22 protein-coding genes and 2 pseudogenes are annotated in these 22,927 nt (G+C 61.7%); 10 read left to right on the top strand and 14 right to left on the bottom strand.

The window, feature by feature from the left end; genetic code table 11:
• Positions 1-2: 2 nt before the first annotated feature.
• The gene (locus tag Cth01_RS14830; protein WP_082085674.1) at positions 3-1,229 is read right to left on the bottom strand and encodes a serine hydrolase domain-containing protein; all 1,227 of its coding nucleotides are present in this window, start codon (positions 1,227-1,229) and stop codon (positions 3-5) included.
• Positions 1,230-1,259: 30 nt separating this feature from the next.
• Positions 1,260-2,567 carry an MFS transporter gene (locus Cth01_RS14825; RefSeq protein WP_034409885.1) on the bottom strand — a complete coding sequence of 436 codons (1,308 nt, stop codon included), beginning with the start codon at positions 2,565-2,567 and terminating at the stop codon, positions 1,260-1,262.
• Between the two features lie 280 nt (positions 2,568-2,847).
• Between Cth01_RS14825 and Cth01_RS14820 the strand changes: the two genes are divergently transcribed.
• Entirely contained in the window at positions 2,848-3,579 is a 732-nt protein-coding gene (locus Cth01_RS14820; RefSeq protein ID WP_034409883.1) for a maleate cis-trans isomerase family protein, read from the top strand.
• 49 nt (positions 3,580-3,628) lie between these two features.
• Entirely contained in the window at positions 3,629-4,477 is an 849-nt protein-coding gene (locus Cth01_RS14815; RefSeq protein WP_045839570.1) for a fumarylacetoacetate hydrolase family protein, read from the top strand.
• Positions 4,478-4,504: 27 nt separating this feature from the next.
• On the opposite strand, the gene Cth01_RS14810 is transcribed toward Cth01_RS14815, so the two are convergent.
• Both Cth01_RS14810 and Cth01_RS14805 read right to left on the bottom strand, forming a co-directional pair.
• On the bottom strand, positions 4,505-5,092 hold the full coding sequence (locus Cth01_RS14810) for a GAF domain-containing protein (RefSeq protein WP_045839569.1): 588 nt from the start codon (positions 5,090-5,092) through the stop codon (positions 4,505-4,507).
• Between the two features lie 87 nt (positions 5,093-5,179).
• Complete coding sequence (locus Cth01_RS14805) at positions 5,180-5,476, bottom strand: helix-turn-helix transcriptional regulator (protein WP_034409876.1); 297 nt, start codon at positions 5,474-5,476, stop codon at positions 5,180-5,182.
• A gap of 168 nt (positions 5,477-5,644) precedes the next feature.
• Here Cth01_RS14805 and cls point away from each other — a divergent pair, with 168 nt between their 5' ends.
• Entirely contained in the window at positions 5,645-7,084 is a 1,440-nt protein-coding gene (cls, locus tag Cth01_RS14800) for a cardiolipin synthase (protein ID WP_045839568.1), read from the top strand.
• Entirely contained in the window at positions 7,084-7,935 is an 852-nt protein-coding gene (locus tag Cth01_RS14795; RefSeq protein ID WP_034377651.1) for an NAD-dependent protein deacetylase, read from the top strand. Before cls ends, Cth01_RS14795 begins: the two co-directional genes overlap by 1 nt.
• A 454-nt stretch (positions 7,936-8,389) precedes the next feature.
• On the opposite strand, the gene Cth01_RS14790 is transcribed toward Cth01_RS14795, so the two are convergent.
• The 3 genes from Cth01_RS14790 to Cth01_RS14780 are packed head-to-tail and all read right to left on the bottom strand — an operon-like array spanning position 8,390 to position 10,808.
• Positions 8,390-8,806, bottom strand: coding sequence for a PaaI family thioesterase (locus Cth01_RS14790; RefSeq protein ID WP_045839567.1), 417 nt, complete (start codon positions 8,804-8,806; stop codon positions 8,390-8,392).
• 46 nt (positions 8,807-8,852) lie between these two features.
• Positions 8,853-9,986 (bottom strand): thiolase family protein, encoded by a 1,134-nt coding sequence (locus Cth01_RS14785; RefSeq protein ID WP_045839566.1) that lies wholly within the window; start codon positions 9,984-9,986, stop codon positions 8,853-8,855.
• Between the two features lie 21 nt (positions 9,987-10,007).
• Positions 10,008-10,808, bottom strand: a complete 801-nt coding sequence (locus Cth01_RS14780; protein WP_034409869.1) for an SDR family NAD(P)-dependent oxidoreductase — start codon at positions 10,806-10,808, stop codon at positions 10,008-10,010.
• A gap of 116 nt (positions 10,809-10,924) precedes the next feature.
• On the opposite strand from Cth01_RS14780, the gene Cth01_RS14775 reads away from it, so the two are divergent.
• Complete coding sequence (locus tag Cth01_RS14775; protein WP_045839565.1) at positions 10,925-11,869, top strand: GlxA family transcriptional regulator; 945 nt, start codon at positions 10,925-10,927, stop codon at positions 11,867-11,869.
• Between the two features lie 427 nt (positions 11,870-12,296).
• Here the strand turns inward: Cth01_RS14775 and Cth01_RS14770 are convergent, their stop codons facing one another.
• From Cth01_RS14770 to Cth01_RS24305, 4 genes and pseudogenes are all read right to left on the bottom strand, one after another.
• Positions 12,297-14,030, bottom strand: coding sequence for a methyl-accepting chemotaxis protein (locus Cth01_RS14770; RefSeq protein WP_045839564.1), 1,734 nt, complete (start codon positions 14,028-14,030; stop codon positions 12,297-12,299).
• 414 nt (positions 14,031-14,444) lie between these two features.
• Positions 14,445-15,401: an AEC family transporter gene (locus Cth01_RS14765; RefSeq protein ID WP_045839563.1), complete on the bottom strand. Its 957-nt coding sequence runs from the start codon at positions 15,399-15,401 to the stop codon at positions 14,445-14,447.
• A 138-nt stretch (positions 15,402-15,539) separates the two neighbouring features.
• Positions 15,540-15,710 carry a hypothetical protein gene (locus Cth01_RS14760; protein WP_156160278.1) on the bottom strand — a complete coding sequence of 57 codons (171 nt, stop codon included), beginning with the start codon at positions 15,708-15,710 and terminating at the stop codon, positions 15,540-15,542.
• Between the two features lie 50 nt (positions 15,711-15,760).
• Positions 15,761-16,200, bottom strand: a pseudogene (locus Cth01_RS24305) (RtcB family protein); the annotation flags it as partial.
• Between Cth01_RS24305 and Cth01_RS24300 the strand changes: the two are divergent.
• Positions 16,198-16,371: pseudogene (locus Cth01_RS24300) on the top strand (sigma 54-dependent transcriptional regulator); the annotation flags it as partial. The pseudogenes Cth01_RS24305 and Cth01_RS24300 sit on opposite strands and share 3 nt — an antisense overlap.
• Positions 16,372-16,490: 119 nt before the next feature.
• Positions 16,491-17,930 carry an exodeoxyribonuclease I gene (gene sbcB / locus Cth01_RS14750; protein WP_045839562.1) on the top strand — a complete coding sequence of 480 codons (1,440 nt, stop codon included), beginning with the start codon at positions 16,491-16,493 and terminating at the stop codon, positions 17,928-17,930.
• Positions 17,931-17,954: 24 nt separating this feature from the next.
• Here the strand turns inward: sbcB and Cth01_RS14745 are convergent, their stop codons facing one another.
• Entirely contained in the window at positions 17,955-18,842 is an 888-nt protein-coding gene (locus Cth01_RS14745) for a LysR family transcriptional regulator (RefSeq protein ID WP_034377639.1), read from the bottom strand.
• A 186-nt stretch (positions 18,843-19,028) separates the two neighbouring features.
• Here Cth01_RS14745 and Cth01_RS14740 point away from each other — a divergent pair, with 186 nt between their 5' ends.
• Together Cth01_RS14740 and Cth01_RS14735 are read left to right on the top strand one after the other, a co-directional pair.
• Positions 19,029-19,454 (top strand): VOC family protein, encoded by a 426-nt coding sequence (locus tag Cth01_RS14740; protein ID WP_034358420.1) that lies wholly within the window; start codon positions 19,029-19,031, stop codon positions 19,452-19,454.
• Between the two features lie 82 nt (positions 19,455-19,536).
• On the top strand, positions 19,537-20,460 hold the full coding sequence (locus Cth01_RS14735) for an amino acid ABC transporter substrate-binding protein (RefSeq protein WP_045839561.1): 924 nt from the start codon (positions 19,537-19,539) through the stop codon (positions 20,458-20,460).
• A gap of 37 nt (positions 20,461-20,497) precedes the next feature.
• Here the strand turns inward: Cth01_RS14735 and Cth01_RS14730 are convergent, their stop codons facing one another.
• Together Cth01_RS14730 and Cth01_RS14725 are read right to left on the bottom strand one after the other, a co-directional pair.
• Positions 20,498-21,118: an HD domain-containing protein gene (locus Cth01_RS14730; protein WP_045839560.1), complete on the bottom strand. Its 621-nt coding sequence runs from the start codon at positions 21,116-21,118 to the stop codon at positions 20,498-20,500.
• Positions 21,119-21,133: 15 nt separating this feature from the next.
• Positions 21,134-22,363 (bottom strand): nucleoside recognition domain-containing protein, encoded by a 1,230-nt coding sequence (locus Cth01_RS14725; RefSeq protein WP_045839624.1) that lies wholly within the window; start codon positions 22,361-22,363, stop codon positions 21,134-21,136.
• Between the two features lie 134 nt (positions 22,364-22,497).
• On the opposite strand from Cth01_RS14725, the gene Cth01_RS14720 reads away from it, so the two are divergent.
• On the top strand, positions 22,498-22,923 hold the full coding sequence (locus tag Cth01_RS14720; RefSeq protein ID WP_034409853.1) for a hypothetical protein: 426 nt from the start codon (positions 22,498-22,500) through the stop codon (positions 22,921-22,923).
• Positions 22,924-22,927 lie beyond the last annotated feature (4 nt).

Genomic DNA, 22,927 nt, shown 5'->3' with positions numbered 1-22,927 from the left:
TATCAGAGTTTCGGGGTGTCGGTAGGGTCTGCCGGTGCTCCGGACTTGCCCTGGTGTTGTGATGCGAGTTCGAGTTCGCGCGCCAGCGCCTTGTGGCGGGCGGGCGTGGGTTTGGCATGGGCCTGGTTGCTCAGCGCGGGCAGCACGTAGTCATTGACCATGCGGCGGATGGCCAGCACGTTCCGGGATTCGCGCAGGCCGCCTTCGATGGGCAGCATGCTGGTCATGACCACCACGGCATTGCGCTCGGGCAATACCACAATGAACTGGCCCTTGAAGCCCATGGCGTGGGTTTCGGGCTCGGTGGCGACGATGTCGTTGATCCACCAGTAATAGCCATACCATGGCGCCGAGGCGGGCGCGGTCATGGTGCGGACCCAGGCCTGGGAGACGATCTGCTTGCCGTCCCAGCGGCCGCCGGTCAGCACCAGCTGGCCTAGCTTGGCCATGTCCACGGCGCGCAGGCGCAGCCCCCAGCCGGAGGAGACCAGGCCTTTGTCGTCAGCCCGCTCCCAGGCGTAATGGCTCATGCCCATAGGCTTGAAGAGTCTCTCCTTCGCAAAGTCCTGCAGTGGCATACCGGCGTCGGCTCCCAGCGTGGCGCTGGCCAGGATGGGGTTGACGTCGGTGTAGTCGAAGCTCGTGCCGGGCGCTACCTTGGGCGTAGTTTCGGCCGCCAGCTTGAGACGGTCGGGGGCGCCGTAGTAGATGGGGTCGTCGGTGGGCTTGAAGTTATAGACCAGGCCCGTGGACATGGACAGCACATGCCGCAGTTCGATGGATTGCTTGTCGGAGAAGGCGTCCTGGAGGTCGGGGCGGGCCTTGGCCAGGATGGGCGCCACTTTCTCGTCGAGCTTGCTGCGGCCCTCGTCCACCAGAACGCCGGCGGCCAGGGCCGTCACGTTCTTGGTGATGGAGTACAGCTCGTAGTTGTGGTTGCGCGTCAGGCCCTGGCTGTAGCGCTCATAGATCAGCTTGCCGTCCTTGACGACGAGAAAGCTGCGCACGTCGAGGTTTTCCTTGCGGATCATCTCGGACAACTGCACCAGAGGGCGCGAATCCACGCCTACGGACTCGGGGGCGGCAGCAGGGAAATCGGGACTCGCCTGGACGGCGACAGAGTTGCGGCTGGCTGGCGTGGCGGCATATGCGCTCAGGGTTGAGGCGATGGCCGTGGCGCAGGTCAGGGCCAAGGCTCGGCGTGTGGGCAAGGGCATGGGGTTCTCCATCAAAGTGTCCAGGCGAGGCGGGGGCGGTACTTAGACCGGGATCTTCTTGCTGTAGTCGATCACGATCGACGAGCAGACGAAGAGGCCTGCGCCCGCAGCAGCGAAGAGCATCATGGCCATGTCGTAGGAGCCGGTGGCCTGCACGATCACGCCCACCAGAATGGGTACGCCGATGCCGGCGAAGTTGCCGCCCAGGTTCATGACGCCACCCAGGAAGCCGACGCGCTTGCGGGTGCCCAGAATGGAAGGAACGCACCAGAACAGACCGCACCAGCGCAGGAAGAACAGCGTTACCGACAGCAGGATCACGATGGTCACGGGGTCCTTGAAGCGGGCCACGTTGTAGATGGCGATGGTGGCGATGATTGAGGCGATACCGAACAGCGTGCGCAGCACCTTGGCTTGCGAAGCGCCCGCAGCCTTCCACTTGTCGGCAATCCAGCCGCCGACCATCTCACCGACGAAGCCGGAGAAGAACATGATGAACACGGCGCCGCCCATCTGCTTGATGTCCATGCCATGCACCTTGGAAAGGTAGGTGGGCATCCAGGTCAGCAGGCCGTAGAACAGCGCGTTGAAGCACATCCAGCCGAAGAACATGCCCCATACCGAGCGGTACTTGAAGAAGTCCATCACCTTGCCGCTGGCATGGGCGGGCTCGGCGGCGAGGTCGGCGGCATGTGCTTCCTCGATGAAGGCAGCTTCGGCTTCATTGACGCCTGCGTGCTCACGGGGATGGTTGCGGATATACCACCAGGCAAAGACACCCGCGATCATGGTGCCAACGCCCGCGACGACGAAGGACACGCGCCAGGAGTCGAAGTGGGTCAGCAGGCCGGCGATGATCAGCGCACCCAGGGCGGCACCCAGAGGTGCGCCACCGTCCAGCAGTGTGGCGCCGCGGCCGCGTTCGTTCTGGGTCATCCAGATGCCGTTGAGCTTGCCGCCTGCGGGGTAGATGGGGGCCTCGGAGGCGCCCAGACCCAGACGGGTGATCAGCAGCGACACCCAGCCGGTGCAAGCTGCGGCGATGGCCTGGAAGAAGCCCCAACCCAGGGTGGAGCAGACGATGACCACGCGTGGGCCGAAACGGTCGGCCAGCATGCCGCCGGGAATCTGCATGAAGGCATAGGTCCAGAAGAAGGAGCTCATCAGCAGGCCCTGAACGGCAGGGCTGAGATCGAACTCCTTGGCGATCATGGGCATGGCCACGGACAGCGATGCGCGGTCAATGTAATTGACCGCGATCAGGAAAAGCATCATCAGGAAGATCTTCCAGCGCACCTTGGTCGGCGCTGCCGCCGCCTGTGGCGCGGCAAGTGTGGTTGGGTTTTGCATCTCGGGTCTCGCTCCATCGGTTGGTTGGTTGTTCGATGTGAGGTCGAAATCTAAATGTCGACAATATTGTCAACAATATCGTAAACACCTATTTGGGAATTTTTCTCTGAAATATGCTGTGAGGCGAAAGGCGGTGACGAAGTGAAGACTTTCTTGATAGATAACTTTGAGTGATTGAACTTTGATTTATTGTCAACAATATTGTTGACGTTTGTTCGGGTGAGGTGAACAATGCCGGCCAACCGGTTTGCCGGTTGGCCATACAACGGAGACAAGCAAGATGACTGCAACTACGACATGCCTGGGCGTGCTCACGCCTTCTTCCAACACCGCGCTGGAGCCTCTGACCAGCGCGCTGGCTGCCAGTGCCGGCAACTGCTCGGCCCATTTTTCGCGCTTCACGGTGACTGAGATTTCGCTGGCCGAGGGGGCACTGAACCAGTTTGACGACAGCAAGATCCTGGCCGCCGCCGAGCTGCTGGCCGATGCCAAGGTGGATGTGATCGGCTGGAGCGGCACGGCCGCAGGATGGCGCGGCTTTGAGACCGACATGCGGCTGTGCGAGCGTATTACCGAGCGCACTGGCATCAAGGCCACGACGGCCATCCTGGCACTCAATCAGCTGATGGAAAAGCTCTCCGTGAAGAAGCTGGCCATCGTCAGCCCGTACACGGCGGACGTGCAGCAATGCATCGTCAACAACTACCGCGCCGCAGGCGTCGAGACCACGGCAGAGCGCCATCTGGACATCTCGGTCAACCACAGCTTTGCGCTGGTGGAGCCCGAGCAACTGCTGCAACTCATCGGCAACGTGATCGAAGAAGGCAAACCTGACGCCGTCGTGACTTACTGCACCAATTTGCGCGCTGCGCACCTGGCCGAAGAGGTGGAGCGCCGTTGGGGAGTGCCGCTGCTCGATACCGTGAGTACCACGGTCTGGGGCATGCTGCGCGCGGCCGGGCGTGATCCTTCCGCCGTCAAGGGCTGGGGCCGCCTGTTCGATATTGCATGATGAAGGCCTTAGAGGGCGACACTGACCGATTCATAAGGAGACAACCATCGTGAAACTGCTTCGCTATGGCAGCGCGGGTGCGGAGCGCCCGGGCGTGCTGGACGCCGACGGCGTGCTGCGTGATGCATCGGCCCTGGTGCCCGATTGGGGCCCGGGCCAGCTAGGTCCCGATGCGCTGGAGCGCATACGGCATATGGACTGGAGCCGTTTGCCCAAGGTTGACGGAAGGCCACGTCTGGGCTGCCCCGTGGCACAGGTGGGCAAGCTGGTCTGTGCGGGCCTCAACTATGCTGACCACGCGGCCGAGGCCGGACTGCCAGCGCCGGCCGAACCCGTGCTGTTCATGAAGGCCGTGACGGCGATCTGCGGTCCTGGCGATGCGGTGCAGATTCCGCAGGGCGCGGACAAGGTCGACTGGGAGGTGGAGCTGGGCGTTGTCATCGGCAGCCGCGCACGGCGCGTGACCGAGGCGCAGGCTCTGTCCCATGTGGCCGGCTATCTGTTGGCCAACGATGTGTCCGAGCGCGGCTGGCAATTGGAGCGTGGCGGCACCTGGACCAAGGGCAAGAGCCATGACACGTTTGCGCCGCTGGGCCCCTGGCTGGTGACGGCCGACGAAATTGCCGATCCGCATCGCGTGGGCCTGTGGCTGGAAGTGAACGGCCAGCGCATGCAAAGCAGCAATACCAGCAATTTCATCTTTGGCGTGCCCGAGATCATCAGCTATATCAGCCAGTTCATGACGCTGGAGGCCGGCGATGTGATTCTGACCGGAACGCCTGCGGGCGTGGGTCTGGGACAAAAGCCGGAGCCCGTCTTTCTCAAGCCCGGCGATGTGGTGCGGCTGGGTGCCGATGGGCTGGGCGAGCAGCGCCAGGTCTGCGTGGCGGTGAACTGACGCAGCTTTTTCCCGGAGAGCTGGTTTTCAGAGCTTTCCTGGAGAAGCCGGGCCGCAAGGCGTGCGCTTTTCTTCGGCCGGCTGGAGCTGCCGGGCCTGCTTGATATCGATTCGTCTGGCCGTGATCCTGGCCACGCATTCGAGTTTTTGCAGGTCCTTGGCCGTCAGGCTTTCATCGGCCGCCTGGCTGAAGCAGCACAGCGTGCCGTAGACCTTGCCGCTGGCCAGCACGATGGGCGTGCTCAGATGGGCGCCCACGCGAAAAGGAGTTGCAGGCAGCTTGGCAAAGGCAGGGTGGCTGGTCGCATCCTGGACCAGGCCGGGCAGTATGCCGTCGAGCACGCACCGGCAAAACGACTCTTCCAGGGGACCGCCGCCGCCAGTGGCAATCAATTCCTTGCCGGGGGCGGTATCGACATGCTGGAACATGCGCTGGCCGTTGCGGATCTCGGAGACAAAAATCACCTCCATATTGAGGTGCTGGCGCAGCTCCTGCAGGACCAGGCGCACGTTTTCATCGACCAGTTCGTCGCTTCGATCTGCCGTGGCCAGCAACAATTCGCTGACCTGTACCTCCAGTGCCTCAGGTGCGTAATCCCAGTTGTGAATCGCCATCTCTCAAACCTCTGAATGTCGCGCAAAAAAACCTCGGACCATTGTTGCCGAGCAAACAGGGTTCTCAAGTTAACAATACGTAAGACTTCATAGCGAATCCTGGCCGGTCACCGGACTGGCGATGCGGTCGGCTGCAGCCGTCTGGCCGGTCTGAGGCTGAATCAGTGCCAGCACCTGGGCGTGCAGCTCGGCCGGCACGGCAATCAGCTCCATATTCAGCACACGGGCCATTTCCTGCAGAGTGGAAAAGCGTGGGTCTACGTCGCCGGTTTCAGTGCGTTGTACGGCCATGCGTGACAGGCCGGCACGTTCGGCCAGATCGGCCTGGGTGATGCGGGCGGCCTTGCGGGCCTGGGCCAGAGTCGTGATGAGTTCGGAAATCATGCGTATCAATATACTCTTTGTAGCGCGGTACAAAAGCATGGCGCCTGCTGGAGGGTGTTTCCCCCGGGCAGGCGGGTCGCCGCAGTCTGCCATGCCGCTGCCATACTGCGAGGGCATGGTGGTGATGGTTCATCGAACAACAGGAGTGTGCAATTGGACTGGATAGCAATGCAGCTGAGCCACGAGAGCGTCAAGCTCTGGCTGTCCGTGGGCTGGTCGCTGTATGTCGTCGTGGTAGGCATCTGGATTCTGCTGCAGCGCAGCCAGCCGATTGCCACACTGAGCTGGCTGTTGTCCATGGCTGCGTTACCTGTGGTGGGTCTGGTGGTCTATTACTACTTCGGTCCGCAACGCATGAAGCGCCAGCGTATCAAGCGGCTGCGCTCGCGCAAGCGTTCGCGTGTGCGCAACAGCATGCAAAAACTCAGGGAACGCATTCCGGCCCAGCAGGAGCGCCTGCGTCAGGTGGCACGGCTGGTTGGCATGACCAGCGATTTCCCGGTAAGCACGGCCACTTCCATGCAGTTGCTGGTGGGTGGCGCTGCGACCTTTGATGCGATTGCCGATGCCGTGAGCGCAGCACGCCACCATGTGCATCTGGAGTACTACATCTACGAGCCCGATCAGACCGGCACGGCCTTGCGTGATTTGCTGATCGAGAAAGCACGTGCAGGCGTGCAGGTGCGTTTGCTGGTGGATGCTCTGGGCTCCAAGAAGCTGGGGCGAAAGTTTCTGGAGCCGCTGCAGCAGGCCGGGGCCGAGGTGCTGCGCTTTCACGATGCCAAGATAGGGCGTCGGCTGCGACCCGTGGTCAACTTCCGTACCCACCGCAAGATTCTGGTCTGCGATGGAAAAGTGGGCTTTACGGGTGGCGTGAACGTCACCGATGAAGAGAACGAGCGCATTTGTGACGATGCTTATCATGACGTGCATATCCGGGTCGAAGGCTCCGTCGTCAACTGGCTGCAGACAGTGTTTCTCGAGGACTGGGCCTACACCCGCAGCGACGATCCGCACCGGCTGCCCAACGATCTTGACGATCTGCTGCCCGATTGCGAAGACGGCCCCATCCCCATGCAGGTCGTGACCTCGGGGCCTGACGACCAACTGGACGCCATCTACCGCTCCTATCTGGCGGCCATCAACGCGGCACAGCAACGCATCTTGCTGACCACGCCTTACTTTGTGCCGACCGAAGGCGCGCTGACGGCCCTCACCAATGCTGCACTGCGCGGTGTGGAGGTCCGCATTCTGGTGCCGAAGAAGTCTGATTCGCTATTGGTGACGGCCGCTGCGCGCTCCTATTTTGACGAGCTGATTCGCTGTGGAGTGCATATCTATGAATATGCGGCCAGCATGCTGCACTCCAAGACCTTGGTGGTCGATGACAATATGGCGATGATCGGCACGGCCAATTTTGACTATCGCAGCTTTTTCCTCAACTACGAGGTCTGTGTGATCGGCTACGGGCCAGAGCTGAATCAGGCCATCGCTGCGCAGTTCGAGGCCGACCTGGGCCAGGCTCGAATGGTGCAATATCGCAGCGAAAAAGGTCTGCGGCGACGGCTGGTCGGTTCCGTGGCCCGATTGACGTCGCCGCTGCTCTAATGAGTGAAACCGTGAACCATTGTGTGGATGCTCTGGCGCTGTGGCGCCTGCAAGACTGGCTGCATGCGCATCCGCGTGTGGTGGTCATTGGTGGCGCCGGCTGCAGCACTGAAGTCGGCATCCCTGACTATCGTGACCGCAACGGACAGTGGAAGCGCCCCCAGCCCGTGACCTATCAGGCCTTCATGGGCGATGTGCTGGTGCGTCAGCGCTACTGGGCGCGTTCCATGCTGGGCTGGCGCGTGATGGGGCAGGCGCGGCCCGGCTCCGCCCATCAGGCACTGGCGCGACTGGAGCAGCAAGGCCGGCTGGAGTTGCTGATCACCCAGAATGTCGATGGCCTGCATGATGCGGCCGGCAGCCTGAACATCGTGGACCTGCACGGGCGCATCGACACCGTGCGCTGCATGGACTGCGACAAGCGCTCTGCCCGCGCCGATCTGCAGCAGCGGCTGCTGGCGCTGAACCCGGCCTGGGTTGAACTGTATGCAGCACCAGCGCCCGATGGCGACGCCGATCTGGAAAACCAGGACTTCAGCCGCTTTGTCGTGCCGGCCTGCCCACATTGCGGGACAGGCCTGATCAAGCCCGATGTGGTGTTCTTTGGCGAGACCGTGCCGAGTGAACGCGTGCAGACCTGCATGGCGGCAGTGGCCAGGGCCGACGCCGTGCTGATCGCAGGCTCTTCATTGATGGTCTATTCGGGTTACCGTTTTGCGCTGGCTGCACATGAGCAGGGCAAGTCCATCGTGGCCATCAATCAAGGCGTGACAAGGGCCGATGCATTGCTGGCTTTCAAGGTGGAGGCCGATGTGGGTCAGGTTCTGATGGGCCTGATCGAGGCAAGCTAGCTCACGCCCCCCGCGCCTCGTTGAAGTAAAGGATGGCAGCATGCCTCTGGTGTCGCCGATCACGGTCTCGAGTTCGGCGCCACCGGTCGGGTGGAAATCGTGGCACAGCAGCGGCGCATGGCTGCGCTTCATGAAGCGGCGGGAAGTGCCAAGAGATTTTGTGTACTGCCATAGAGCCGCAGCCCCAGCGTGAAACTCATGGCGGAGCTCGCGTTGAGCGCATAGCTGCCGGAACGTACGGTGCAGGTATTCTGGTTCCTGCGAGTTCGGGGGCGCGTCTTGCACGTCGGCGCGGTTGACCTCCGCACAGAGGTTCGCGGTGGGGCGGATTGCAGGTCATGGCGAAAGCCAGGCCTGCGCGCTGCGCGGTATCCGAACTCCGTCTTCACCCTGGGAGCCATCGATTTCTGTCAGATGTTTTCAGGCTGCTGACTCAAGCGCGGCAAGGGCCCAGTCACCAGAGTACGATCTGCGAGCAACGGAATAGCGATAGCCTGCGCCCCTTGTCATCGAACAAGGTGGCCGACCACACCTGAGTTGTCCTTCCCAGATGTTCGGCCACGGCCTCCACGCGCAAGATTCCTTGCTTCGCAGTACCAAGGAAGTTGGATTTCAGCTCCAGTGTCGTGAATCCTTTTGCACCCTCCGGTAGATGCGCCAGGGTCGCATAGCCGGCGCAGGTGTCGGCCAGCATCACCTGCGTGGCGGCATGTAGAAAGCCATTGGGAGCCATCATCCACGGCGCAATAGTCAGCTCCATGGTCATGCGGCCTTCGGCAAGTGCCAGCGGCCGCGCGCCAAAGGTATCGGGCAGTGTGCCGCGCTGGCGTTCAAGCAGACTGTCCAGGGTTTCGGTGCTACGGAGCATCATGGTTTCCTTGAGTGGAGTTGAAGTCTTGGTCTTTGTCGATGTGAGCTCACGGTCTCTCAAGCACCGTAGCAATCCCTTGCCCACCGCCGATGCATTGGGTGGCCAGGGCATATCGTCCCTGCTGTCGTGCAAGCAAGGCAGCTGCCTTGCCTGTGATGCGCGCACCAGTGGCCCCCAGTGGATGACCGATGGCCAGCCCGCCGCCGTCAATATTCACGGTAGCCATGTCCAGGCCGAGGTCTCGGATGCAGGCTAGCGCCTGCGACGCAAAAGCTTCGTTGATCTCAACCACATCCAGATCGGCCACAGTGAGACCTGCACGGGCCAGCGCCTTGCGCGTGGCAGGGATCGGGCCTATGCCCATGATCGCTGGGTCCACTCCCACGGTCGCGAAGCTGCGGATGCGCGCCAGTGCCTGCAGACCATGGCGTTCGGCAAAATCGTCTCGGGTGACCAGCACGGCCGCAGCACCGTCGGTCAACGGCGACGATGTGCCCGCCGTGACCGCGCCATCAGGCCTGAAGGCGGGCTTGAGCCCGGCCAGGGCCTCCAGTGTGGTGGCCGGGCGTATGCAGCCGTCGGCATCCAGCAGCTCTCCGCCCGGTAAAAGAATAGGCACGATTTCATCGACCAGCAGACCCTGGTCGCGGGCAGCGGCGGCTTTCAGATGGGATTGCAGTGCCAGCAAATCCTGGTCGGCGCGGTTTACACCCCATCTCTGCGCCACGTTTTCCGCCGTTTCGCCCATTGAAATATAGGCGTCGGTATTTGCCTGCAACAGCGGGTTCGGGGAGAAGTTGAAGCCGCCCTGCGGAACCATCGTCATGGACTCCACGCCCACACAGAGGAAGGCGTCGCCCATGCCGGCCTCGATCTGCGCTGCGGCAATATGCACGGCCTGCATCGACGAGCCGCAAAACCGGTTCACGGTCATGCCGCCCACGGTTTCGGGCAGGTCGGCCAGCAGGCCGACGATACGCGCCAGATTGTTGCCTTGCGAGGCCTCGGGGTAGGCGCAGCCGAGGATCACATCCTCCAATAGTGCAGGATCGAGGTCCGAGCGCTTCAACAAACCCTGTACGACCTGGGCTGCCAGCGTGTCCGGCCGCACTTCGGCGAGGCGGCCTTTGCGGGCGAATTGGAATGGCGAGCGCGCATAAGCTGCAATTACGGCTTTCATGACTTGGGCTCCTTGCGATAGTCAGTGCGCGGTGGCGTAGCGCTGGGCGACGATGTTGCTCGACAGCTGGCCTGCCATAGCTCGGCGTGCGGCCTCATAGGCATCCCACTTCTCGCCAGCATGCAGCGAGGGGATGGAGACCTTTTCTCCTCGCTCAAACCCCAGCAGTGCTGCATCGACGAGGTCTTCGGCGCTCATCACGATGCTTGCATCCAGGTTCTCTACCGGCAATCCACCGATGGCCCAGAAGTCCGTGGCCGTAGCACCAGGCAACACTGCCTGCACCCGAACACCTTTGTCAGTCAACTCATGCTGCAGCGACTGACTGAAGGCCAGTACAAAAGCCTTGCTGGCACCGTAGACGCCATTCAGGGTCTCAGGGGAGATGGCGACGATGGACGCAATGTTGATGATCGCTCCACGTCCACGAGCCACGAAGCCAGGAGCTGCCGCATAGGCCAGCCGCATGGGCACCGTGGCATTCAGATCGACCATGCGGGTCATCTGTTCAACGTTGCTGTGCAGCAAGGGCGTATGTGTGCCCATGCCCGCGTTGTTGACCAGCAAGGTGATGCTGGCGTCCGTGCGCAATTGCTCTTCCACGCGTGCCAGTTCATTGCGGTCGTTCAGGTCGGTCGGCAGGACTTCTACCGCACGGCCGGTGCGAGTGCTGATGCTGCTCGCCAGCGCGTTCAGCTGTTCGCGATTGCGGGCGACCAGGATCAGGTCATAGCCACGCTGAGCGAGCTTTTCTGCATATAGCGCACCGATGCCGCTGGATGCCCCGGTAATGAGGGCGGTACCGAGATGGGTTTGTGCCATGGTGAAACTCCTTGAGGTTGACGGATGTTGTCCATGGCATGAATGGTGCGATGTGCGGGGTTTGTCGTAAATGACGTATATAGTTATGAAAAAGGACATTGGAAAGGACGTTTCTTATGCACCGCATCGGTTACATGCTGCCGGAAGGCTTCCAAGTCATGGCGCTGGCCACCCAGGCTGTGTTCGAACTCGCCAACCTGATGGTGGAGAAGCCCTTTTATGAGGTGGAGACCTATGCGATGAGTGGTACGGCCCGAGCTTCGGCAGGGCTTGCATTGCAGGCGAAGCCCCTCACCGCACACAGCAGGGCAGACACCTGGCTGGTTGCAGGCAACCTCGCTCCAAGGGACGTCGCTCCGGCACCGGAACTGATCCGGTTACTTAGCAAGGTGGCGGTATCCGCGCGGCGCGTGGCCGGTCTGTGCACGGGCGCTTTCCTGCTGGGCGACGCGGGCCTGCTTGACGGGCGCCGCGCCACCACACACTGGTATTGGGCCGAGGCCTTGCAGCAGCGCCACCCACAGGCGCAGATTGAGGCCGACCGCATCTACATCGCCGACGGACCGATCTGGACCTCTGCCGGTATGACAGCGGAGATCGACCTGGCGTTAGCGCTGGTGGAAAAAGATCTGGGCGCGAAGGTTGCACGGTCGGTTGCACATCGCCTGGTCATGCACCAGCGCCGCTCAGGCGGACAGTCACAGCACTCGGAGATGCTCAAGCTGGCACCCAAGTCAGACCGTATCCAGCAGGCGTTGGAGCATGCACGGCGCAACCTTTCTCAAGCACTGAGTGTGGAAGAGCTGGCCGAGGCTGCCAGCTTGAGTCCACGCCAGTTCAGCCGGGTGTTCACGGCCGAGACGGGCCAGTCCCCCGCCAAAGCCGTGGAGGGCCTTCGGCTAGAAGCCGCGCGGCTGATGATTGAAAGCAGTCGGCATCCGCTGGAGGTGATTGCTCGGGAGACAGGTTTTCGTGACCGCCGCCATATGCGCGAAGCCTTCCTGCGTGGCTTCGGCATGCCGCCACAGGCCGTGCGGCGCGAAGCTCGGGTGGAACTGTAAAACGTCTGTACACGTTCCGTGAAACGCGTAACTTGCACCTTGCGTGGAGCGACCAGCCGGACCCCGAACCAACTGGCCATGATGGCAATCTGTGAACTGCGAAGTGCCGCCGCAGCCGGCGGGGATATGCGAGTACTTGGATGTCTGCGCTAGTGCGGGGAGGCGCGTCCCCCAGAATCCCGATCTGTCATCGGCTCGAATAAAAACAGAGTTGCTGTCAGGGGTGATGACTGGCGGGCATCACGTAGGGCCGGTCGTTGTAATGCTCCCAAGGAGCCGCTGGCAGCAGGTCTTGGTGTGTGGAGTCGCTCATCGACTACGCATATCTGCTGCCAAGCACTGAGTTATGCAACGACACCGATAGGTTCAAAAAGCGGCAGGCTTGACGCCTCACCGCCTTTGCTCACGGATCCGCTCGGAAGCTCCCTCAAAAAGTTTCCCAGTCATCGCCATTCTTATTCGTGGCCTGCTGTGTTCCAGCGATAGCAACCGGGCGACGCAGCACAGGGGATTTGGTGGTCATGAGGGGCTTTGGAGGCGACTCCGATACCTTTGCCACTGTTGCCGTTTTTGTCGGGTTGACCGACGCTGCCTGCATTGCGGCAGAGGCATGTTGCTCGTGCTCTGACAACTTGAAGACTGCCACCGCTTCGACCAGGGACTGTGCTTGGTTGTGCAAGCTGCTGGCTGCGGCGGCCATTTCCTCGACCAAGGCTGCGTTCTGCTGCGTGGTTTGATCCATCTGGGTGACGGCTTCCCCAATCTGGGCCATGCCCGAGCTTTGCTCATGGCTGGCAGCGCTGATTTCACCCATGATGTCGGTGACGCGCCGAATGGCGGTGACCACACCGGTCATGGTCTCGCCAGCTTTGTCCACGAGCAAGGAACCCTGCTCCACGCGCTGGACACTGGTGGTAATGAGCTGCTTGATCTCCTTGGCGGCCTCAGCCGAGCGTCCAGCCAGAGCCCGAACTTCGCTTGCCACCACTGCAAAGCCTCGTCCTTGCTCGCCGGCGCGGGCAGCTTCGACGGCGGCATTTAAAGCCAGAATATTGGTCTGGAAAGCGATGCCATCAATGACACCGATGATGTCGGAAATCTTGTGGCTGCTTTCATTGATGCTCTTCATGGTCTCCACTACCTCTGCGACCACTTCACCACCCTGTGTAGCCACAGAGGATGCATTCACTGCCATCTGATTGGCCTGGCGTGCGTTGTCGGCATTCTGCTTGACCGTAGCACTCAACTGTTCCATGGACGCAGCAGTTTGCTCAAGAGCACTTGCTTGCTCTTCTGTGCGGCTGGATAGGTCGTTATTGCCCATGGCGATCTGAGCGCTGCCCGAAGCAACTCCCTGAGCATTGCCGCGTACCGCCGACACCGTGCTTACGAGGCTGTGTTGCATGCTTTGCAGCGCACTCAACAGTTGACCGGTTTCATCCTGAGATTTCACCGTGATCTGGCCGCTGAGATCGCCTCTGGCCACACGGTCGGCTGCTGCAATGGCCAGGGACAGGGGGCGGGTGATGGAGCGAGTGATCGTGATGGCAAGGGTCACCGCTAAAAGAATGGCGATTGCACTTGTCGCCAACACTTCCTGGAACAGGTTGTCTGCAGCAGCTTCTGCCTTCTGGCTGGCCACGTCGGAGCTTTGGGTCTGGTGATCCAGCATGCTGCGGATGACCCGCTGATATTCGAGCTGATTGGGGCGCAGTTGGGTTTCCAGCAATCTCAGTGCTTCATCTCTTTGGCCCTGATCGATCAGTCCAAGAAATTCATCACCGGATTTGAGGAAGGCCAGACGGCGCAGCTTCAGCTCCTCCAGCAGCGATTGGCCCAGGCCCGAGTGAGTGTGCTTGCCCAGGGAGTCCATTTCTGCAGCCAGCTCGGTGCGGGTCTTCTGAATCATGGCACGTGCGGAGGCCTGGAGCGTCTCCGTGGAAAAGATCGCGAGGTTGCGGAACTGAATCGCCTGTTCATTGGCTCCATCCGTGATGGTGTTCAGAGTGCGAATGATCGGGATTTGCTTCTGGGTGATGTCGGTGAGGGCTGAGCGCTGAGTCGACGACCCCCAAAGTGCAACCCCTCCCAGCACTAGTATCAGCACCATCAATGTCATGAACGAGAAAGTCAGCCGGGTGGAAATTTTCAAACGATCCATTTCGCGCGCCTCCTTTAGCAGCTAATGCTTTCGGTTTGAGAGCTCGTGTCAGTTTGTGTCCATGCATTCAAAGTGTAACTTTTTGCAAGTTACAGAGGCACCTTTTTATGAGTGATTGCGGCTTCTGAGCGACAGAGCCCGAGTCCTTGCCTTCTTCCTCCTTGCCGAACTGTATGAGCGCTGTTTTTTGTCTACTGATTTGCGTCATCCCGTCCTGCACTTTGGCGTAGCCGCCTGGACGCCAAAGCCAAGCTTTTCTTCAGGGCAGGTCGAGATCTGCCCCAACTTTCGCTGGCTGGCTCCCACTCGGTTCACTGCCATGTTTCAGCCAATGCCGGAGTGCCATGCGTCGGCAGAGCAAGACCGAGCTCCGATTGAGTCAGGGTGGATATGCGTCGAGGACTACCTTGATGACTATGTCCCATGCAGGACGTGCAGCAGCATCAGCAGCAGCGGCATGGTCACCAGGGCCAGCAGTGTGGAGAGGGCAATGCTGGCCACCACCTCATCCTCGGCAACCCGGTAGCGCTGGGTGAAGAGCAGTGCGTTGGCACCCACAGGCAAGGCCGAGCAGATCAGCATCACGCCCATGGCCGGGCCGCGCAGCTGAAGTGTCCAGGCGCAGACGAGAAACACAAGCGGGTGCACCAGTGACTTGACCAGCGTGATGCGCATCGCGGGTCGCCAGTAAGCTCCGATCCTGGTGTAGGCCAGCGTGATGCCGACGAGCAGCAACGCCATGGGACCCATGGCCGAGCCCAGCATCTTGAGTGAGGTATCAAGCACGTCTGGCAGAGGCCAGCCTGTCAATGACCACAGCAGGCCAGCCAGAATCGGCAAAGGCACGGGGTGAATGACGCTATTGCGCACTGCCTGCCAGACAGTGCGCCCCATGGACCGTTTGTTGTGGGTGTCGTCCGCGTGCTGTTCACGGGAGGATGCCAGCTCGAACACCATGGTCGCGGCCGTCAGCAATACCAGGGCATGCACCGAGATCAATGTGAACAGCGTCACCAGACCCTGCTCGCCAAAGGCCAGGCCCACGAGCGGTACGCCGATCATGGCTGCATTGCTGAACATGCTGGCCAATCCGCGCGCTGCAGCCAGAGTGTTGAAGCCGTAGACCAGCATCGTTGTCACGAATACGATGATGGCCGATAGGAAATACACACCAATTGGACGGTAATCCAATTCGCCGACATGGACCTGAGCCATGGTGCGAAACAGCAGTGCAGGCAGAAGCAATAGGAACACAAGGTTGGACATGTCCTTGACTGCTGCCTGCCGCACCAGCCCGACACGCGCCAAGCCAAACCCCGTACCGATCAACGCAATCACCGGTAGTAGTGCCGCTATTGCGGAACCATTCATTCAACTCTCCAACAAAACCGACTCGCTGCTTGCATCTTGCTCCAAGCTTGAGCATATGCACTTCTCGGGCGCTGAGCTTAACTCTTGTGCCTACTCGTTTTCAGAGCCTGCATCCTCTGCTCGCTATCGCACAACCTGCTAAATGAGCAAGTCTTGGTTGCTATTGGGCGAGGTGACGCCCCAGCCTGGCTTACCCGACTCTCCGGCAAGCAGCACCGTCATATCGTGCCTTTGTTTGAGTGCAGCGGCGCGCATGACTTCCAATAGCAGGTGTGCGCCCGGAATGGCTTTCTGTTCAATGGCTTGCACGATGGACCTTCTTTCTGGCAATGAGGCGTGAGTCCATGTTCCCGCCTCATTCAACCCTTGATGCTGAGGGTATGGTGCACTTCCACCAGCTCCTTCTGGGCGGCCATGACGGCATCGATGTCCTTGTAGACCATCGGGATCCCGTCGATCATGCCTTCCGTGGCCTTGATCCGACCGACCACCGAGTGCAGCGTCTTGGCCTTGGTGCGGTTCCTCACGCGGCCCGCGTGGTGGCTGCAGCTTTCAACGCTCTCGGGGTTGCCCATGCCGCGCACGATGTAGATGCACGCGCCCATGCTGCCGGGGATGATGCCCGTCTCGCTGCGCCTGGCGCTTACCGCATCCTTGCGGGTGACGAGCACATCCTCGCCAAAGTGACGCTCCTTCTGCACATCGTTGTGGTGGCAGTTCACGACTTCCACATGGCCTGGCAAGGCCTGGCAAGCATCTGGCGCCCGGTGGCAATCAGGTTGGCCGTCATCACTTTCTGTTTGACCGCTTGCAGCTGCAGCCCGTCATCACCGTCTGCCGCGCATCGACCACGCTGTCCGATGCGGGCCGCAAGTTGTTTGAGCAGGTGCGCCAGCAAAAAAAAAGCCTGGTCAACGATGCAGACCGGCTGCGCAAATTTCTGCATAAATTTGGTTTGAAATGGGAGTAGCTCAAACAATCATATTGATAGCTGCTTGCGTTTTATCCATAAGCGTTAAAGGCCAAAAAGGCTTTAAGTTGATGGACTGAGCCGCAAGCTGTGCCGGTTCGCAGGCATACTTCGGGCCCATGGCTCATACCTTCTTCTGGCACGACTACGAAACCTTTGGCGCCCAGCCGCGCTACGACCGTCCCGCGCAGTTTGCGGGCATACGCACGGATGACCAGCTCAACGAAATCGGCGAGCCCGTGATGTGGTACTGCCAGCCGGCCAATGACTATCTGCCCGACCCGCAATCCTGTCTGATCACGGGGATCACGCCCCAGCGGGCGCTGGAGGAGGGTGTTCCGGAGCATGAGTTTGCAGCGCTGATCGAGGCCGAACTGGCGCAGGCCGGCACCGTGGGCGTGGGCTACAACACCATTCGTTTCGACGACGAGATCACGCGCTTCATGTTCTGGCGCAATCTCATCGACCCTTATGCGCGCGAATGGCAGAACGGCTGCGGCCGCTGGGATTTGCTCGACGTGGTGCGCATGGTCTATGCGCTGCGTCCTGAAGGCATTCAGTGGCCGACCAAGGAAGACGGTACGCCCAGCTTCAGGTTGGAAGACCTGGCCCGCGCCAATGGACTGTTGCACGAGCAGGCCCACGATGCGCTAAGTGATGTGCGCGCCACGATTGCTCTGGCCCGACTGATTCGCGAAAAGCAGCCGCGCCTGTTTGACTTTGCCTTTGGTCTGCATAAAAAGGACGGCGCTCTGCGCGAGATGGGCCTGCCAGCCACGCAGGAGCACGCGCGCCCGTTTCTGCATGTGACCGGCATGATCAGCCCCGCGCGTGGCTGTCTGGGCGTGATGTGGCCGCTGGCCACCCATCCCACCAACAAGAACGAAGTCATCTGCTGGGATCTGGCGGCCGACCCGGCCGAGCTTTCGGGCATCAGCATCGAAGAGCTGCGCCTGCGCCTGTTCACGCGTCAGGCCGAGCTGCCCGAGGGCGTGACCCGTCTGCCCATCAAGAGCATCCACGTCAACAAGTCGCCCATGGTGGTGGGAAGCCTCAAGACCCTGAGTCCCGCGATGGCCGAAAAATGGGGCGTGGACATGGAGCTGGCGATGCAGCATGCGGCGATTGCCCGCGATCTGCCCGATATGAGCGCGCAGTGGAAGGCCGTCTTCACGCGCGAGGCGGGCGAGCCGCTGGATGCCGACCAGGATCTGTATGGCGGCTTTGTGGGCAATGAGGACCGTCGCCGTCTGGAGCGCATCAAGCGCCTCTCGCCCCAGGAGCTGGCGCTGGACAAGACCGGCTTTGACGATGCACGCCTGACAGAGCTGGCCTGGCGCTACCGTGCGCGCAATTTCCCTCAGACGCTCGATGCCGGGGAGCTGCAGCGCTGGGAGCAGCACCGTGCAGCCTGCCTGATCGAAGGACAGGGCGGGGCGCGCACGGCGGAGCAGATGTTCACCATGATCGATGCGCTGTCGGAATCCGTGGACGAGCGCGGCGAGGAGATTCTGGGCGATCTCTACGACTACGGCAGCAATCTGGTTCCCGAAAGCTGAGCGTAGCCGTTCAATTGAGCCGCATCAGCGCTCCTGCGGCAGGCTGCGCCTGGCAAGCTCGGTGAGCAGGGCGATGAGCACCCGCGCCGGCTCGCTCAGGTGCCGCTCTGCGCGATGCACCAGGCCCACGTCGCGGTGGAAGGTGTGCGCCCCCAGGTCGATGGCGCGCACGGCCGCGGGCCAGCGACGCTGCGCCGCGGTCTGGGGAACCAGGGCCACGCCCACGCCGTTGGACACCAGCTTGACGATGGCTTCCAGCTCGTCGGCTTCGCACACTTCCTTCAGCGTGAAGTGCATGCTGCGCAGGAAGCGATCCACCTGACGGCCGCCGAACGAGGCTCGGTCGTAACGTATGAAGGGCTGGCTGGCCAGCAGCTCGGCCCAGTTGTCGCCCCGGGTGGCGCGCGGCACCAGCAGCCGGAAAGGCTCGTGCGCCAGCGCCGTCCAGCGCAGATCGCTTTGCAGCGCAAAGGGCGGGCGTATCAGCGCGGCCATGTCCAGCTCGCCCGCATCCACCAGATTCATCAGCTGCAGCGACACGCCGGGGATGATGCGCGTGCGGCATTGGGGGAACTGCTGGTGAAGTCTGGCCAGCGCATCGGGCAGCAGTGAGCGCTGCAGCGATGCGATGGAGCCCAGCTGCACGGAAATGCTGGCGGGCTGACCCTGTCCCGAAGAACCCAGGTTGGCGTACAGCCGCAGCAGCTCCTGCGCTTGCAGCAGCACCTGCTGCCCCATCTTGTTCAGGCGGGCCGTGCGGCCGATGCGGTCGAACAAGGCGAACCCCAATTCACTTTCCAGGCGCTGCATTTGCGCGCTGACGGCGGCTTGCGTCAAACCGATCCGGTCGCCCGCCGCGGCGAAGGTGCCTTCTCGGGCCACGGCGATGAAGGTGTTCAGCTCTTTCAACATTCATAAATTTTATTTGTGTATTTGAGAAAAATATATTGATTTTGTTTTTTATCAAGGCTTTTTACGATGGCTGCAGTCTCAGGCATGTGCCAGGCCCGTAGCGACGCCGGACATCGAGGTCCGACGCAGCCAGGCCTTGCCCGCAGGCTTTTCCCTCGACCCCATAACGATTTCCGGAGTTTCCCCATGAGCCTGTCTCCCTTTCACTTGGCCATTCCCGTGTATGACCTACCCGCGGCGCGCCGTTTCTATGGCGAAGTGTTCGGCCTGCCCGAGGGGCGTTCCAGCACGCAGTGGGTGGACTTCGACTTCTACGGCCACCAGCTGGTGATTCACGAGCATCCCAAGACTGTCTCCCAGGACAGCGCCCACACCAATCCGGTCGACGGCCACGACGTCCCGGTGCCGCACTTCGGCATCGTGCTCGCATGGCCGCAATGGGAAGCCCTGGCCGAGCGCCTCAAGTCCTTTGGCACCGAATTCGTCATCGAGCCCTATATCCGCTTCAAGGGCCAGGTGGGTGAGCAGGCCACCATGTTCCTGCTCGACCCCTGCGGCAATGCGCTGGAGTTCAAGGCTTTCAAGGACATGAGCCAGCTGTTCGCCAAGTAGGCAGCGAGATGCGTCCGGGCCTGTTCCCGCAGCGCCCGCAAAACGGTGTTTTTCTCCAGGCAAGAACAAAAAGGATTGAACGATGAAAGTCATATTGAGCCATATCGTCATGGGGGCGGCGGCCTGCCTGGCCGGCGCAGCGCAGGCCGAGACGCTGGACAGGATCAGGGATACGGGCGTGGTGACCATGGGCGTGCGCGAGGCCTCGGGCACCATGTCCTACACCCTGGGCAACGGCAAGTACGCGGGCTTTCATGTGGAGCTGTGCGAGAAGGCGCTGGCACGCATGCAGCAGCAGTTGAAGCTGCCGCGGCTGGAGATCCGCTATCAGATGGTGACGGCGCAAAACCGCGTGCCCCTGGTCGCCAACGGCACGGTGGATGTGGAATGCGGCACTACCACCAACAATGCGGCACGCCAGAAGGAGGTGGCGTTCGCACCCACGGTCTATATGGAGGAGGTGCGCACGGCCGTGCGCAAGAGCTCGGGCATCACCGAGGTGGCGCAGCTCAAGGGACGCAACGTGGCCGCGACCACGGGCGCCACGGCCGTGACCCTGCTCAGGCGCTTCAGCAAGGAAAAGGGCGTGGACTTCAATATGCTGATGTCCAAGGACAATGCCGAATGCTTCATCCTGCTGGAAACGGGCCGCGCGGATGCCTGTGTGGCGGACGGCCAGATCCTGGCGTCGGGACTGTCGCGGCTGCGTGATCCGGGGCAGTACGCCATCGTGGGCGAGCCCTTCAGCGTGGAGCCCATTGCCATCATGCTGGACAGGAAGTCGCCTGAATTCAAGAAGCTGTTCGACGCCCAGATCCGCGAGATGGCATCTAGCGGCGAAGTGGCCGCGCTCTACGACAAGTGGTTCATGAAGCCCGTGCCGCCGACGGGAGTGGCCATCAATCTGCCGGCATCGGAGGCGACGCGCGCTGCCTGGGCCGCTCCCAGCGACAAGCCGCTGGAGGACTATGTGGCGGTGCGCCTTGTGGTGGGCCGCACGCAATAGCGTCAGGCCATGGCGCGAATGACGACGCCCGCCTGTCCTAGGCCACGGCCCGCTGCAGATTGCTGCGGGCCTGCTGCTCCAGCAGGGCGTGGAAGTGCGAGGTGGCGTAGATGGCCTTGCGCTGAAGAAAGCCCTTGAGCACCTGCCTTCGCTTGAGCGCATAGATTGGGCGTGGCACCCAGGCGTATTCGGCCCGCACCTGGGTGTCGTACTCGGCAAACCGGCTGGGGGCGGCGCCGAGGATGGCCAGGTCGATGTCCACGAGCAACCGGGCCTCATCGTCCTCGGGCGTGGATTCATGACAGGTGGCCATGATGAGGGCGTGCACGCGCCGGCAGGCGGCCTCGCCCACGCCGTTGTCGTCCAGGACCTGGACAGCCCAGCGTGCGCTGCGCAGTTCATTGTCCTTGCCCTTGACGTCGTAGACGGCGTCATGGAACCAGAGCGCGATCTCCACTTCGCCAGGGTGCCGGGCCTGGTACGCCACGGTTTCGAAATGCGCCAGGCATTCGCTCAGATGCTGCAGCGTGTGATAGTGGCGCTGCGGCTCGGCATAGGCGGCAAGAATGGCCTGTTGCAGGTCATGGGGCGGCGTGGCGTGAAGCGCCTGCCAGGCTCGCCGCCAGGAGCGTTCTAAGAGGGGGTCTGAAGCTGTCATGCGGTTTCCCGGACATCAACCAAAAAAGCGATAGCAAACCACGATGGCCGCCACCACGCCGGCCAGCTCGGCCACCAGCGCGCAGGGCACGGCATGGCGCGCGCGCTGAATGCCCACGGCACCAAAGTACACGGCCAGCACGTAGAACGTGGTTTCGGTACTGCCCTGAATCGTGGCTGCGGCCAGAGCCGCAAAACTGTCCACACCCTGGCTTTGCATGGTCTCGATCAGCATCGCGCGGGCCGCACTACCCGAAAAGGGTTTGACCAGCGCCGTGGGCAGCGCATCGACAAAGCGGGCGTCCACGCCCAGGACGTCCACCGTCCAGCGGATGGCCGACAGCGCATATTCCAGTGCCCCCGAGGCGCGAAACACGCCCACGGCGCAAAGCATGGCGACCAGATAGGGCAGCAGGCTCCTGGCCACATCGAAGCCCTCCTTGGCCCCCTCGATAAAGCTGTCGTACACGGCCACCTTGCGCAGCGCGCCCAGGCCCACGAACAGCACGATCAGCGCAAACAGCGTGAGGTTGCCCATGAGCGAGGACAGCTGGGCCAGCGCCGCCGCGCTGAGCGTGGCCAGAAAGGCCATAAAGGCTGCCAGCGCCAGCCCCACGGGCAGCAGGTAGGCCAGCACCACGGGACTGAACAGGGGCAGCCGCTGCACGAGTGCGACGCTGAACAGGCCCACCAGCGTAGAGGCGGAAGTGGCCAGCAGAATCGGCAGGAAGACCAGCGTCGGATCGGCCGCACCCTGCTGCATGCGGTACATGAAGATGGTGACCGGCAGCAGCGTCAGCGACGAGGCATTGAGCACGAGAAACAGAATCTGCGCATTGGTCGCGGTGTCGGGCTGCGGGTTCAGCTCCTGCAGAGCACGCATGGCCTTGAGGCCCATGGGCGTGGCAGCGTTGTCCAGCCCCAGCCCGTTGGCGGCAAAGTTCAGCGTGATCAGGCCCAGTGCTGGGTGACCGCGCGGCACCTCGGGCATGAGCTTGGCAAACAGCGGGCCCAGCATTTTTGCCAGCCATTCGACCACGCCCGCCTTTTCTGCAATGCGCAGAAAGCCCAGCCACAGCGTGAGCGTGCCAAACAGCAGCACCATCACTTCGACCGACAGCCTGGCCATGGCAAATAGAGCCTGCACCATGGATGAGAACACATCTGCCTGACCGCCCAGCAGCCATTGCGCGAGCGCAGCCACTGCTGCCACGAGAAAAAAACCGAGCCACAAGGCATTGAGCATATGAGCGCCTGTTTTGTACTGCAGCCGATTGTGGCGCGAAACCGGGGCTGCAATGGCACACTGTGGCTCCTTGGTTGCCTGAGTGAGCATGGCGGGCCCTCAGATGTTTTGAATCAGACAGGGACAGTGGACGGATGACAGCAAAGCAAGTTCTGTGGGAGCAGCCTTATGGCCGGGGGCTGGCCCTGTTGATGTGTCTGTTCGGCTTTCTTGGCCTGATGAGCGGGTGGATGTTGCTGGAGGCCGATTTCTCCGACGGCTGGCGTACTAGCGCCAGGATTCAGTGGGCGCTGGTGCTGCAGGCCATGCTGGCGCTGAACTCGGCCATGTGCTTCACTCTGGTGTGGCTGCTGTGGACGCGCAATCGCGCGGCTTTGCTGCTGGGCGCTCTTTACGTGGTGCTTGGCGTGGTCAGCCAGGCTGGCATGTTCTGGTATGTCAGCAGGCTCGGCAGCCAGGTCGATATGCTGTCGCTGGGCTTGTGGCTGGGAGAGGCCATCTTCTGGCTCTGCATAGTGGGCTATCTCTACTGGCTCAAAAGCCGCGGTGTGCTGCGCTGATCCG

The organism is Comamonas thiooxydans, from assembly GCF_000964545.1.
Taxonomy (GTDB): domain Bacteria; phylum Pseudomonadota; class Gammaproteobacteria; order Burkholderiales; family Burkholderiaceae_C; genus Comamonas; species Comamonas thiooxydans.
This window is presented reverse-complemented; position numbering and strand designations above follow the sequence as displayed.